At 59.5% G+C, this 14,345-nt stretch carries 11 protein-coding genes and 1 tRNA gene; 6 read left to right on the forward strand and 6 right to left on the reverse strand.

Annotated elements, in window-relative coordinates:
- Window positions 1–25: 25 nt before the first annotated feature.
- The 4 genes from HAH_RS09650 to HAH_RS09665 form a co-directional block, all read right to left on the reverse strand.
- Window positions 26–2,794, reverse strand: coding sequence for a DUF7282 domain-containing protein (locus HAH_RS09650; RefSeq protein WP_014040753.1), 2,769 nt, complete (start codon window positions 2,792–2,794; stop codon window positions 26–28).
- A gap of 430 nt (window positions 2,795–3,224) precedes the next feature.
- Window positions 3,225–3,977 (reverse strand): VOC family protein, encoded by a 753-nt coding sequence (locus HAH_RS09655; RefSeq protein ID WP_014040754.1) that lies wholly within the window; start codon window positions 3,975–3,977, stop codon window positions 3,225–3,227.
- A gap of 72 nt (window positions 3,978–4,049) precedes the next feature.
- Window positions 4,050–4,490, reverse strand: a complete 441-nt coding sequence (locus HAH_RS09660) for a TIGR04206 family protein (RefSeq protein ID WP_014040755.1) — start codon at window positions 4,488–4,490, stop codon at window positions 4,050–4,052.
- A 134-nt stretch (window positions 4,491–4,624) separates the two neighbouring features.
- Window positions 4,625–5,734 (reverse strand): OBG GTPase family GTP-binding protein, encoded by a 1,110-nt coding sequence (locus HAH_RS09665; protein WP_014040756.1) that lies wholly within the window; start codon window positions 5,732–5,734, stop codon window positions 4,625–4,627.
- A gap of 159 nt (window positions 5,735–5,893) precedes the next feature.
- On the opposite strand from HAH_RS09665, the gene HAH_RS09670 reads away from it, so the two are divergent.
- From HAH_RS09670 to rpl12p, 5 genes are all read left to right on the forward strand, one after another.
- Window positions 5,894–6,094 (forward strand): VNG_1110C family protein, encoded by a 201-nt coding sequence (locus HAH_RS09670; RefSeq protein WP_044951920.1) that lies wholly within the window; start codon window positions 5,894–5,896, stop codon window positions 6,092–6,094.
- Window positions 6,095–6,232: 138 nt separating this feature from the next.
- Window positions 6,233–6,721, forward strand: a complete 489-nt coding sequence (locus HAH_RS09675) for a 50S ribosomal protein L11 (RefSeq protein WP_004591731.1) — start codon at window positions 6,233–6,235, stop codon at window positions 6,719–6,721.
- 237 nt (window positions 6,722–6,958) lie between these two features.
- Window positions 6,959–7,597, forward strand: a complete 639-nt coding sequence (locus HAH_RS09680; protein WP_014040758.1) for a 50S ribosomal protein L1 — start codon at window positions 6,959–6,961, stop codon at window positions 7,595–7,597.
- A gap of 1 nt (window position 7,598) precedes the next feature.
- A complete protein-coding gene (locus HAH_RS09685; RefSeq protein WP_014040759.1) occupies window positions 7,599–8,642 on the forward strand; it encodes a 50S ribosomal protein L10 in 1,044 nt (347 codons plus the stop codon).
- A 17-nt stretch (window positions 8,643–8,659) separates the two neighbouring features.
- On the forward strand, window positions 8,660–9,007 hold the full coding sequence (gene rpl12p, locus HAH_RS09690; RefSeq protein ID WP_014040760.1) for a 50S ribosomal protein P1: 348 nt from the start codon (window positions 8,660–8,662) through the stop codon (window positions 9,005–9,007).
- A gap of 149 nt (window positions 9,008–9,156) precedes the next feature.
- Here the strand turns inward: rpl12p and HAH_RS09695 are convergent, their stop codons facing one another.
- The gene (locus tag HAH_RS09695) at window positions 9,157–12,930 is read right to left on the reverse strand and encodes a DUF7289 family protein (protein ID WP_023843332.1); all 3,774 of its coding nucleotides are present in this window, start codon (window positions 12,928–12,930) and stop codon (window positions 9,157–9,159) included.
- Window positions 12,931–13,457: 527 nt separating this feature from the next.
- Window positions 13,458–13,529: transfer RNA gene (locus HAH_RS09700), tRNA-Ala, on the reverse strand.
- A gap of 210 nt (window positions 13,530–13,739) precedes the next feature.
- On the opposite strand from HAH_RS09700, the gene HAH_RS09705 reads away from it, so the two are divergent.
- Entirely contained in the window at window positions 13,740–14,345 is a 606-nt protein-coding gene (locus HAH_RS09705; protein ID WP_023843333.1) for a DUF7287 family protein, read from the forward strand.

The raw sequence follows: 14,345 nt of genomic DNA on the forward strand, positions 1-14,345 counted from the left end.
TGTTCAGGGACCGGAGTGGTTCCGGTTAGTTGTCGCGTCGGACAGCGAGGAGCGCAGCAGCGACGAGCGCGATGAGCGCGATGGCTGCCGTGAAGCCGGGACCTTCCGCTTCGGTGGTCTCGGTTCCAGTGTCCGGCGTGTCCTCAGGCGTGTCCGCAGGCGTGTCTTCTGGCGTGTCCTCAGGCGTGTCCTCAGGCGTGTCCTCAGGCGTGTCCTCAGGCGTATCCTCAGGCTCCTCGGCGGAGACAGTCACGTTCGCACTGTCCGTCACGGCGGAGCCGTTCTGGGTGTACGGACCGTCATCGCCGGGGAAGTCGTACTCTTCGTTGCCGTTGGTGTCCTGGTGCGGCATTGCGACCGCAGTGAAGTTCTCGTCCATCGGCTCGTCGAGCGTGATCGTGAGGTCATTGTACGTACCTGCTTCGAGGTACTCGGAGTTGCCGACGACGTCACCGGATGCGTCACCGGCGTGGATAGCGATGAAGCCGCCACTGGACAGCTGTGCGCTGTCGACGACGACTTCGCTACCGTCGGACTCCTGATCGCTGATGCTCACGGTGGCCGTATCGGCTTCGACGATGCGGCCGTCTTCCTCGTCGCTGAAGTCGGAGTCACCGTCGACGTCCAGCGTCTGGACGGTGAAGTTCGTTCCAGCGGAGTAGTCGCTGAAGTCTTCCGTAGCGACGTACGTGCCGTTCGGACCAACAGTTGCTTCCGGTCGTTCGACGAATGGGTTCGCCTCACTCTCGGACTCCATTTCGACTTCGAGCTCGGAGCCGGGGGCGACGTTCGTATCGCCGCTCACTGTCTGTCCGGCGGCGGCGCCAACGGTGACAAAGCCGTCGTCGTCAAGATTCAGCTCCGCGTTCCGCTCAGACGTGGTGTAGAGCTCGCTTTCGCTCGAAGAGTCGTCAGTCAGCGGACCTTCTTGCACGGAGAAGGTGGCGTTGATTTCCGTGTCCTCTTCCTCAGTGATCGTGTTACCGGACTCGAACTCGACGTCCTCGGTGTCGAGGGCGACGAAGTAGGTGTTGTTGTCCGGGTCGTCGACGACGGTCACTGCGCTACTGCTGTTGGCGAAGTTAATCGGATCTGCGTCAGCGTTTGCACCGACGTCGGTCCGGTTGACGTAGAGCTGGAGGCCGGAGGCGCTCGTGTCGTCGTTGATACGGTCCGGCGTGGTGTCGGCAGCTGCGATGAACGCATCAGTCACGTCGGAAGACCCGTTGTCTTCCTGCTCGTATTCGAGCGCACCCTCGATACCGGATGCCTGGATTTCGTGGACGACGACATCTTCGACTGCGACGTCGTCGGACTGCGTGAGGTTCTCACCGATGCGGTCGTAGATGTCGATATCCTCGTCGTCGATATCTGCGTCGCTCGGTGCAACCCAGGTCTGCATACTCTCGACGGAATTCTCGTTGAGACGTAGCGTCCCAACCGTATCAGGACTGGTGACATCCGGGGAGGTCCCGGCGGTCACGTTTATCGAGTAGGATTGTGGTTCCAGTACATCTTCGTCCAAGCTGTTCCTACTATCGGTGAAGCTTCCCTTCTCTTCGACTTCATCGAGGTCGTCGTCACCGGGGACGGTAAGAACCGTGTTGTTGTTGTCGGTCCCAGCGGTGTAGCTGTTGAACTGAACGGTAACTTCGCCGTCACCGTTGTCGTCCTCGAGCTGACCCTGGATGACGTAGTTGTCGTCGTTCTGGCTGCCGACGTTGATGACGGCGTTCTCGGTGTTACCCATCTGGACGGTGATGTTGGTGACGTCACCGACTTCATCCTGCACGGTGGAAGTCTCGAAGCTGGCGTCACCCTCACCGGACTCGGAGACGTTGATCTGGTCGGATTCGGCGGAGACGCCGGTCTGGTTGTCCGTCACTTTGACGTAGTACGGACTGTCGTCGGCGCTCTGGTTACCGAAGTCGAACACGACGTTCTCGTTACCTTTCAGGCTCTTGATCTGCGTGGCAACCTTGTCGTCGTCTTCGTTGAACAGCGTTGCGTTGGCCGGCTCGCCACCACGCGTGGTCGAGACGTTGACCGCAAGCGTGTCCGTGTCGTCGATGTTGGCACCGTCGCCGACATCGTCGTCAATGTTCACATTGAGATCGAGATTGCTGATGGTGATGTTTTCGTCCGCAGTACCACCAACGGTGACCTCGTATTCTTCACCAGTGTCGAGGTTTTCCGTTTCGTAGGTGTAGACTTTGCTGTTGGCTGTGTAAGTGTCCTGCGTGACGACAGCGCCGTTCGAGTCCTCGACTACAATTTGAGTACTCGAGGTAGCATCGTCAGCGTCACCTTCGCCGCCGTCGGCTCGGATAGCCAGGACTTCACCGCGGAAGGCGTTAGTGTCGCCCGAGTCATCGTCGGCGTCGATCGTCTGGGACGTCACGTCGATGTCCTCAGCGACGACCGTGTTGTCACCGCCGGTGAGACCTGAAACCTCGACGGTCAGGTTCCGGTTCGGCTGAACGTCCTGGTCCAGACTGAACTGGAGGCGTCCAGTTGTCCCGTCGTCAGTCGTGTCGACTGACGAGACACCGTAGTTGCTCGGGTTCTCGTTTCCGTCGATGTAGATGTTGATGTCTCCCGTCGTGACTGGGCTACCGGTTGAACCATTGAGTGCCAATTCGACTGTCCCGCTATCGTATTCTGCTGCCTGCTGGACGCTGACGTTCGCGGCGGCTGCTGCGCCACCGGAGAACGCGATGGTCCCGGCGAATACCGAGAAGACCATCAGCGCCGTGAGGAACAGGCTGCGAACCTTGTCTGAATTTCCTGTCATAGTTTGTGTTTGCTATCGGGCGACCCCAGCAGTTTTCCACCTGGTCGGAACGCGGCCACCGTGGCCACGCATAGACCGAACCGGCGTACTCACTTCTGGCGTCATGGGTAGGGGTACAGTCTAAACGATAGGTGTCTGTTGTATATGTTTTGTGGTTAGGAAATCTGATTGTCATGAATAGTCAAGCCCCAAAGACGCCATCTGAGGCGATTAGATGTGGTCCAAGCAGCTTGTAGGTCATAGCACAGGATCGGCATTCGGGCGTTTGACGGCCCAGAGCTACGTATCGGAGATGGTATCGCTGGCCTGAGACGCTAGGGCTTCACAGATCCTCACTGCTCGCTCAGGAACGACTCCGTAGACGAATCTCCTTCTGACAGCTACCGCGCGAGAATAGATTAGAACAGACGGTTAGTACCGACCAGTGCCGTCAGTTGGTCACGATTTCGATTTCGCGGGCGTCGGGGTCTTTGGTGAACGCGTAGCGGTCGTCACAGCTCTCGGGGTCGCGGTAATCCTCGGCGTGGCGACCCATCAGCGTCTCCCACGCGCTATGGAGGTCATCGGTTCGAACCGCGAGATGCCCCCAGGCATCGCCGAGTTCGTACGACCGGCCGTCGTAGTTGTAGGTGAGTTCGACCGACATCGCCTCTTCTGGGGCATCCTCGGGCTTGAGGAAGTACAGGGCGAAGTCGTCGAACTCCTCGCGGCGGAACAGGTCGTAGTCGAGCTTTCGGGTGTACCAGCCGATAGCCTGTTCGGCGTCTTCGACACGGATCATCGTGTGGTCCAGCGACCACTTCGCGCCGTGGTCCCGTTCGACGATCTCGATCTCGTGACCGTCGGGGTCCGTGACGAAGGCGTAGGAGCCGCCACAGGAGTCCGGGTCGCGGTAGTCCTCGACGCCGGCGTCCATCAGCTCGTCGTAGGCCTCGTACACGTCGTCACAGCGGACGGCGATGTGTCCCCACGCGTCACCCATCGTGTACGAGCGCCCGTCGTGGTTGTACGTGAGTTCGAGCAGGGCACCATCATCGTGGACGTCCTCCGGACCGAGGAAGACGTTCGTGAAGGTGTCGGCCTCCCAGCGGCCCTTCTCCTCGTAATCGAAATACGTCTGGTACCAGTCCAGCGACGCGTCCAGATCCTCGACGCGCATCATCGTATGATCGAGTGACCACATACACGGCACATGGTGCGAGCGAGCGAAAAGGCTACCGCCACAGGTGGTTCCGTCCGGATTCGATACCGCGGCTCACTCCGTCGCCGTGTCCGCTCGGATAGCCGGGAGGTAGTACCACCAGACCACGATAAGCAGGACAAGGGAGCCGACCGGGACAGCCACGTAGTTGAGCCGCCTGTTGAATCCCAGAAACACCGGAAACTGCGTCAGACCCGCACCTGCGAGTGCGAGGGCGGTCACCCGAACATCCTCACGCCAGACGACACCGGCAACGGCGCTGGCTAGAGCAAAGGCATACAGCAGGACGCCCGAACCCCACGATTCGATAAACTGCGGGAGTGCGCTGGTAAAGCGGATGAAGTAGCTGTAGACCGAGAGCAACTCCGGCGGGTTCGTGTTGAACAGGCCAAACGAGAAGACGAGCGTCAGTTCCTTTCCAATTAGCACCACTGTCCAGGGGACGAGGCCGGCAACAACGACGGCGATAAGACGGCGTCTGGGACCGCGGTCCATAGTTGGTAGCAGGGTTCCACACCAATGAACGCATCTACTCCGCTATGCGGTAGCGGTCCTCCACAGGATTGTTCTTCCGTGGGACCCTTTCTTTTCAGTTGTTCGCGTGCACGCGAGAACCGACGCGCGACAACCTAGCGGTTAGCGACGATCCGCAAGATATCTTCGTCAGCGAGTTCGTGGTCGCGCCCGACCTGCTGTTCGTCGTGCTTGGCGCTTGGACCGGTCACACGAGCGAATCGGAAGCGCTCGTCGAAGCTCCCGCCGAGTTTCTCGCAGGCGTCGTCGACGGTGTCGCCCTCGCGGAGTATCAGCGGTTCCTCGCGGTCGACACCGCGGCCCGGCTTGTCCATGTAGATCCGGATCAGGCCGAGTTCGTCCCAGATGCGTTCGGTGAGGCTATCGAGCCCTTTCTCTTCCTCGGCGCTGATGAAGATTGCTTCGTCGGGGTCGATGTCCCGCTCCCGGAGCTCGTCTTCGACTTTGGGGAGGTAGTCGGGCTCGATGAGGTCGGCCTTGTTGACAGCAACGAGGGAGGGCAGATAGACGCGGTTGTCCATCACGCCGTCGATGAGCTGGTCGATGTCGATCTGCTCGCCGATGGTGACGTCGGCGTTGACGTAGCCGTGCTCGCGCAGAACGGCTTTGACCGTCTCGTCGTCGAGTTCGACGCCGGAGGCAGTGTTGACCGAAATCCCGTCCTTGCCCTTCTTCCGGACGTTGACCCACGGCGGGTCCTGGTCGAGTCGGATCTTGTTCTTGTACAGTTCTTCGCTGAGTCGGTCGTACTGGTCGATCTCGAAGACGGAGATGAGGAAGACGATGAGGTCCGCAGTCCGGACGACGGACAGCACCTCCTTGCCGCCACCGCGACCACCAGCAGCCCCTTCGATGAGACCGGGAACGTCGAGAATCTGGATGTTCGCTCCCTTGTGCTTGAGCATCCCCGGGTACACGTCGAGTGTGGTGAATTCGTAGGCTCCAGTTTCGGATTCGGCGTTAGTGAGGGCGTTTAGCAGCGTCGACTTCCCGACGCTGGGGAACCCGACGAGCGCGACGGTCGCGTCGCCGTGTTTCTCGACGCCGTAGCCACCGCCGCCGCCTGAAGAGGCCTGCTGTTCGAGCTTTTCCTTTTTCTCCGCGAGCTTGGACTTCAGCCGACCGATATGGGCCTCTGTAGACTTGTTGTAGGGAGTGCTGGCGATTTCGTCCTCGAGTTCCTGAATCTCCTCTTCGAGCCCCATTAAGTGTATGTCGGCCCCTCGCACCGAATAAGGCTTTCCTCCCTCGCCGACGCCACCCCATCGGCCCGGGTCGACGCAGTTGTCCTGCCGTTCAGAATGGTCAAACGACCCTCATGTAATTCGACACACCTATAGGGTATCCACCGTCATGTGTCGATAATGGGAGCGGCGAGTCGGTTCCGCGACAGCACGCAGATACTGCTGCCAGTCGGTGCGCTCGACGGAATTCGCGAGGAGTTGGAACAGCAGTTCACTGTGAGTGTTCATCAGGACGGTGAACAGATTCGGATAATCGGCTCCCCAGTCGAAATCAAGGACGCGAGCGACTTCCTCGCGCGGCACGGCGTGACGTTCGCCTGAACTGACTGGGATTCTATTCTTTGCCGCGCTGACCTCTTGTTTGCTGGTTCCAAACGGTGAGCGTTCGTGCGTGTGGAGGCCTCACGCAGCGATCCGTGAAACGCAATCCTTTAAACTGCCGCGAGGATTCCACTATGTATGGCTGGAACTATCGAAGTCCTCGTTCCCGGTGGGGAGGCCAACCCTGGCCCGCCACTCGGTCCGGAACTCGGCCCGACACCGGTGGACGTGCAGGCAGTCGTACAGGAAATCAACGACCAGACGGCAGCGTTCGACGGCACCGAAGTCCCCGTCACCGTCGAGTACGACGACGACGGCTCCTTCGAGATCGAGGTCGGTGTCCCGCCGACGGCCGAACTCATCAAGGACGAGGCCGGCTTCGAAACCGGCAGCGGCGAACCACAAGAGGACTTCGTCGCTGACCTCTCCGTCGACCAGGTCAAACAGATCGCCGAGCAGAAGCATCCCGACCTGCTCTCCTACGACCTGAAGAACGCTGCAAAGGAAGTCGTCGGGACGTGCACCTCCCTCGGTGTCACCATCGAAGGCGAGAACCCACGCGAGTTCAAGGAACGCATCGACGCGGGCGAGTACGACGACGTGTTCGCGGCCGAAGCACAGGCGTAAGTCGGACCGCTGTGCGGCTGGCGTGTGTTTTCCCTTGCTTTCGACGCTGTGAGCTACTGCACAGTCGGTGGGATCGTCACCAGCGACTGGTCCCTGAGAACCGGAAACACGCCCGTCAGCGGCCCTTGGGCTGGTTCGACGGGTTTAAGTGTCGCATTGGCGTCTACCCGCACGAGACAGGCATCCGCCTGTTTCACTGACCCGTAGAAGCCGATTGGCGTACTACGGAGGTGAACAATGGCAGATCAGGAAATAGAGAACGCAGTCTCGCGCGCACTCGAGGACGCACCTGAGCGGAACTTCCGCGAAACGGTCGACCTCGCTGTGAACCTGCGCGACTTAGATCTTAACGACCCGTCGAACCGCGTCGACGAGTCCGTCGTGCTTCCTGCTGGCACCGGCCAGGAGACCACTATTGTGGTCTTCGCCGAGGGCGAAACCGCCCTCCGTGCCGAGGAAGTCGCAGACGACGTACTCGACGAGGACGAACTCGAGGAACTGGGTGGCGATGACGACGCCGCCAAGGACCTCGCCGATGACACTGACTTCTTCATCGCAGAGAAGGGCATGATGCAGGACATCGGTCGCTACCTCGGGACCGTCCTCGGTCCGCGTGGGAAGATGCCGGAACCGCTCGACCCCGACGACGACGTCGTCGAGGTCATCGAACGCATGAAAAACACCGTGCAGCTCCGCAGCGGGGAACGGCGAACGTTCCACACGCGGGTCGGCGCGGAGGACATGTCCGCCGAGGATATCTCGGACAACATCGACGTTATCCTTCGCCGTCTGCACGCGGACCTCGAGAAGGGCCCGCTCAACATCGACACTGTCTACGTGAAGACGACGATGGGGCCTGCGATGGAGGTGGCCTGATATGAGCGCCGAATCCGAACGCAAGACCGAGACCATTCCCGAGTGGAAGCAGGAAGAGGTCGACGCCATCGTAGAGATGATCGAGTCCTACGAGAGCGTCGGCGTCGTCAACATCGCCGGGATTCCGTCCCGACAGCTACAGGACATGCGACGTGACCTGCACGGGACCGCCGAACTTCGCGTCTCCCGGAACACGCTGCTTGAGCGTGCGCTTGACGAAGTCGACGACGGACTCGAAGACCTCAACAGCTACATCACCGGGCAGGTCGGGCTCATCGGGACCGACGACAACCCGTTCTCGCTGTTTCAGGAACTCGAGGCCTCCAAGACGCCCGCACCCATCGGTGCCGGCGAGGTGGCCCCGAACGATATCGTGATTCCGGAAGGCGACACGGGCGTCGACCCCGGTCCGTTCGTCGGCGAACTCCAGAGCGTGGGTGCCGACGCACGCATTCAGGAAGGCTCCATTCAGGTCCTTTCTGACTCGACGGTGCTTGACACCGGCGAGGAAGTCTCCCAGGAACTCGCGAACGTCCTGAACGAACTCGGTATCGAACCGAAAGAGGTCGGTCTCGACCTCCGCGCCGTCTTCGCTGACGGCGTGCTGTTCGAACCCGAGGAACTGGAACTCGACGTCGACGAGTACCGGAGCGACATCCAGGCGGCTGCCGGCCGGGCGTTCAATCTCTCGGTCAACGCCGACTACCCGACCGCGACGACGGCCCCGACGATGCTCCAGTCCGCTCGTGGCAACGCCAAGAGTCTCGCGCTCCAGGCGGCCATCGAGGACCCCGAGGTCGTGCCTGACCTCGTGAGCAAGGCCGACGCACAGGTCCGTGCGCTCGCCTCGCAGATCGACGACGAAGAGGCGCTCCCGGAGGAACTCCAGGGCGTCGAGGCCGACGTGGCGACAGAGGAACCGACTGACGATCAAGACGACGACACCGCATCCGAGGACGACGCGGACGCCGACGACGCGGCCGAGGAGGCCGACGACGGCGACGACGACGAGGACGCTGGCGACGCGCTCGGAGCGATGTTCTAACAACACACACTACAACAATGGAATACGTATACGCTGCACTCATCCTGAACGAATCGGGCGAAGAGATCAACGAAGACAACCTCACCGACGTGCTCGACGCCGCAGGCGTCGACGTCGAGGAGTCCCGCGTCAAGGCCCTCGTCGCCGCCCTCGAGGACGTCGACATCGAGGAGGCCGTCGACCAGGCCGCTGCGGCACCGGTGCCGGCAAGCGGTGGCGCGGCCGCACCCGCCGAGGGTGGCGCTGACGAGGCCGACGAGGCCGACGAGGAAGCCGAAGAAGAGGCTGCCGACGACGGCGGCGACGACGATGACGACGAGGACGACGAGGCAAGCGGTGAGGGCCTCGGCGAACTCTTCGGCTAACTCGGTTCAACACAGCTCAGCTTTTCTTTGCGTGCGCTCGACTGGTGAGAGGCATCGCTACCGCTCGAATCCTGGGAGCCGTCGTATTGCCTGCCTTCGAAGTATCGTCCGACGAACAAGCGACTGCAGAAGGATGTCGACGCGGCTGTTTAGCTACCGAGTGTCACCGTGTCTGAGTCGACCGTAACCGGTGAGTCGTTCCCGGTCGCCCCCGTTTCGTCGACGTTCTTGAGATATATCTCACCCGTCGCGGTGTCGGCCACGGTGCCGCTCGCCGTTTCGTCGTACACGGTCACCTCATAGGTGTAGTAGCCGGGGTCGAGATCGACGTCGTAGCCCGCCCAAGCCGGGAACGGATCGGTATTGGTCAGGTCGCCGGTCCCAGCAGTGACCATCTCGGAGCCGGCGAAGACGGTCGACCCGTCGCTTTTGTTTTTGATTGTGAGGTTCACTTCCCGTTCGTCACCCACGGTCCCGTTATTGCGGACCTCCACGGTCATCCGCTGTGCGCCGCCGCGACGCTCGATTAGTTCTGAGGTGTTGTAGGTCTCCGCGCCGATGTTCACCGACTGCGTGTCGTTGACGACAACGTTCGACTCCCCCACGAAGAACGACAGTTCCGGGGACGTGGAGTTCGACGTTTCGATGTAGTAGGTGTAGTTGCCGCGACTGGTCGGCATATCAAGCGTAAACTGTCGGGTTTCACCTGGGTTGAGGTCCGCTGACATGGTTTTCGAGTCGATGTCGGTAAATGACGGACTTGTATCGTCGTTGTTTTTCGCACGGAGGACGACGGTATCTGTACCGTCCTGCTCGCCAACGTTAGTGACGTTGACAGTCGCCGTTGCCGTGTCGTCACTGTCAATCACGCTCTCGGCACGGACTGAATCAATCTGCATGAACTGTCCTTCCGTATCACCGACACGCACGTTCCCGCTCGCCTTCTGTTGCGTACCGGGGATAGATACCGTGTACGGATAGCTTTCCCCAGTTGCCTTTGAACTAGTCGGAAGGGTGAACGTGACGGTTTCGGTCTCTCCGGGTTCAATTGTCGTCGAGTTCGTCCCGGCACTGTTGCCATCAAAGCTGCTCTCTAGGGTAGCTTCACCGCTCTTTCCGCCGACGTTCATTACCTCAGCCGTCAGCGTTGCGTCGGTTGTCTCATCAACCCTGCTTGGGGCGTCGGTGTCGATGAGGTTGTACTCCGGACCCGTCTGTACGTCTTTTTCGATTGCGTTGACTGTGAACAGGACAACGGCATCGTTATAGTCAGGGTCGCCGTCATTTGCCGCGTTAGCTGGGTCTGCGTCCTCCTGTGAGAGTTCATAGAGGAGTGCGCGTTCCCCGTCGCCCAGTTGGAGATACCCCGTGTCGTTCACGCGGCTTCCGAGCGTATCCTGAATGTCTCGCTGGTACCACTGTGCTTGCTCGAACGCTGGAAGCTCGTCGCCGTCGTTCAGGATGACGAGGTTCTGCTGGTTCTGTGTCTGGCTGACAGTGGTCGTGTCGTATGTATCCCAGTCACTACAGTACTTCGTGTCATAACCAGCCAGCTCAATCGAAGGAGAGGTGTAGGAATACCTGTCACAGCCGTAGGACTTTGCAAAGACTGAGATCTCCGTTCCGGGTTCGAACGAATCGGAGTAGTAGTACGGGTTCTCGTGTTCGTCAGAGATGAGGCGCTGCTCCGCGTGCGGACCATTGATGTCGCCGTTCTCGTACCCCCGCCAGAGTCCGATCGACTGTGGGTCGGACCCGTTGTCGACATATAGTGACATCTGCACGGGTGCATGGTAGATGTAGTTCCAGCGATTTGAGAAGCCTTCCAGGTCCGCACCCTTCAGCGCAACCGAAGCATTGACCGACTGCTGTATCGTGATCGTCGAGCCGTTCCCTTCGAGCAGCGAGTCCGGCTCGACGGTCAGCGTCGACTGTCGCGACCGGTTCGCCGTCGAGAAGGTTACCGAGTAATCCCCGGGTTCGGTGGGCGCCGTGACGGTCCGATTGAGCGTGACGCTCTCCCCGGGGTCGAGCCGTTCGTCCTCCGCAATGTGGGTCGTTCCGTTGTACTCGACGCGCAGTGTTTGCTTTCCTTCGGTTCCGCCGGTGTTCGCGACGGCGAACTTGATATTCGTCTGGTTGTTCGGTGCGACGGGGTTCTGTACGTCTACAGCGGTGATCTCGTACAACGGCGGCGACGATGAACCGACGACGAAGGACCCTGACCCGGTATCGTCCGGTGTCTCGACGACATAGGTGTACTGCTGTGGTGACCCGACTATTAGCGGGCCACTGGTCACTGAAGCGGTCCCCGACTCAGTGCCTCGGCGAGTCCCGTTGAGGGTGAGCGTCGTGGTCTTCGACGCAACAACGCTGCCAGACGCGTTCTCGATACGGACCTCGACATCGGTGGATTTCCGAATGTCACCAGTGTTTTCGACCGTTGTGTCAACGGTCGCCGTATCCCCACTTTGCAATCCACCCGGCGGCGAAACGGACGCTATCTCGAACACACCTGCATCACCGACGATGAAGTAGTGTCCGTCGTCGTTGTGTTGTGAGTATGTATCATCCTCTGTTTCGACTTCCAGGTCGTACGTGCCGTTCTCCGACGTTGGCATTGACGGCCCGAAGTCGATTGTTCGGCTCTGTCCAGGGCCGACCAGCACGCTTCGCGTCGCGCTTTTCGACCCGTTGACGCGGAAGACGACCTCCTGATCTGCCGTCATTTGCCCAGTGTTCGTGACTGTGACCTCAGCCGATGGGACCTGATTCAGCCGCGCTGTTGCCGGAATCGAATTGCTGGTGACATCCAGTGACGGCGTTCCGTGGACGGACGTATACTTGATGACTTTGTAGTCTTCGTCCTGCTTTGACTCCACAGTGAAGTTGTGTGGCGTCGCCGACGAGACGCTCACCGACCGACTCACAGTGGTCGATTCCCCGCCGATGAGGGTCATTGTCTCCTCCACCTCGCTTGGTGACCCCGACTGGTTGTGCTTCAGCGTGATATCCTGTGTATCTTCTAAGCCTCCGGTGTTCCGGACCGTCGCTGTCACGACTGCTTTCCCAGGGTCTGACGGGTCCGGCTTGACCGTGACACCCTCGACTTTGAACTTCGGGTTCGTCACGTCGCCGAGTGCAAAGCGTATGTGAACGCTCTCTCCCGGCTTGACAGACGCCGGGGTCACCTCAACGTACTGATCATCGTAGGTGCTCCGTGCCCAATCTGCCCAGGCGCGGGCATAGCTACTGTTTTCGATAGTCAATGTCGCGTTGGCGACTTGCGACGGAGTACACTCATAACTGGGTGACGAAATTGAGCCGGTTCGCGCGTCCTCGTAGGACGCGTCGGTGAACAGGGCCATCTGCAGTGCCGCTTCGTGCGACCGCTTGGCCGTCGCGTTGGATTGAATGGCAACCGAACTCCCCTGGATCTGCTGTCCGGAGATATTTGCGAACGATACCGACAGTGCCCCTTCGTCGTAGTTCACTGCTGGGGGCGACGACATCGTTGCGCCCGACTCGGTCATCCGCCACACACCCCCGCCCTGATAGCCGACCTGTTGGCCGTTCTTTTGATACCGAATCGTCTGCAGCGAGCGGTTCCCCGTCGAACAGGCCGAGCGTCCGTTCAGCGTCAGATTGTATGCCGCGTTGCCAGAAACGGCGACGTCAGACCGAACCCGGTCTGGGATCTCGACTGATTCGTTGGTGTCTGACCGCTGGAAGCTCTGATCGACCGACAGCAGCACCTCCTCGGCGAGTTCGACGTTCGCGTCGTCGTTGACATCTCCGATTGTCTGTTGCCCCACCTGAACGATCAGTACGGCACCAACAATGACGGCGCTTGCCAACAACACCACACCCAGAACATGCGATACACCCCGGTCTCCAGCCCCCCGGCTGCCCCACTCGAACATACTTATTTACATACCAACTATTGCACATAAGTTTACTGTTTCACCCATACTAATAACGGTTCCATCGGTGACCTACTGAGGTTAAACAGCAGGTATTCCCTCTAACGGGACCTACCAGCGGTATACACTACCGGCACCGTGTGTCGAATTCCGGATCCACTGACATTACAATACCCTCCGTAAATGTCATATATTAACCAAGATTGCTATGCCATATGTTGGAACGCTTGTGATATGTGACAACACTAAACAAGATTTAGTTGACTGAGGTTCCTTATTATTCGTATACGGTGGACTGGACGGTACTTACGTAATGCGAATTGAGCCCCAACTTGACCTTTTAATTGAATCCGGCAGCAACGGGTAACGGTTGGTTTAGTAATGTCTCTAGCTGGTTTTTCTCCTAATATCTTGGTTAGACAGTGTTGTGCCCTCGATTGTGTGGTTTATTATAGAATCTGCCGGGCTACATCCCAAATCAGCCTACCTGTGTCGTCGATCTCTCATCCACGACGGTAAAATAAGGATGGACTCGCCGGGATTTGAACCCGGGGCCTCTCCCATGCCAAGGGAGTGATCTACCCCTGATCTACGAGCCCTTGCGTGCATTGTTTGCTTCCCGATGGGATTGCTTAAACCCATCGAAGCACCGGGACATAGAGAACCGGCCCCACGGTCTCGGTTAGGCCAGTACTACATCGGCCTCGTGGAGTGCATAGAAATCTGGTAATTGGAGTTACAGTACGGCCATAATGGCTATAACGACTGAGGCCATCCCTACAGTAATCTCAGTTTAGTGAATCAGACTCATGAACCGTAGGAGAAACGAGACGCAGTCTAACGACCGGCGTGTCGGCCGGTCACTCTGGATGGGAGAGCACCGGCGTGGGCAGACAACGCTGGACTTCGCGATCGGTATGAGCCTGTTTCTGAGTGTCCTGATATTCATTTTCCTGTTCATTCCGGGGTTGTTGTCGCCGTTTTCTGCGGGGGTTCAGGAGGAGACAGTCACGACCGACAGAGTCGCCGATGGGCTCACAATGGGGATGCTCGGTTCGCCACAGCAGCCGTACGTCCTAGACGAACACTGTACTCGGGAGTTCTTCGCTGGGAACGCACCACCGTCAGGATGTGGCTACGAGTCAGGCGGGAGTGCGGAGGAACGGGTCGGGCTCGACCCGGCTCGGGAGAACGTGAACGTCACAATCCGGGGGAACGCGACGGCAACAGCGGCCTCCGATGAAACGCTCTGCTGGGATGGAGCAACTGAGGAACTCGTTGAAGCTAGTGGTAGTTGTGGGACGGTACTCACTACTGGTGGGAACCCGCCGACAAACAACGACGCGTCGGTCACTGCGTTGCGAGTGGTCTCGTTGAACGGGCAGGATGTCACAGTACGCGTGGTGATGTGGTAG

Source organism: Haloarcula hispanica ATCC 33960 (assembly GCF_000223905.1).
GTDB lineage: Archaea > Halobacteriota > Halobacteria > Halobacteriales > Haloarculaceae > Haloarcula > Haloarcula hispanica.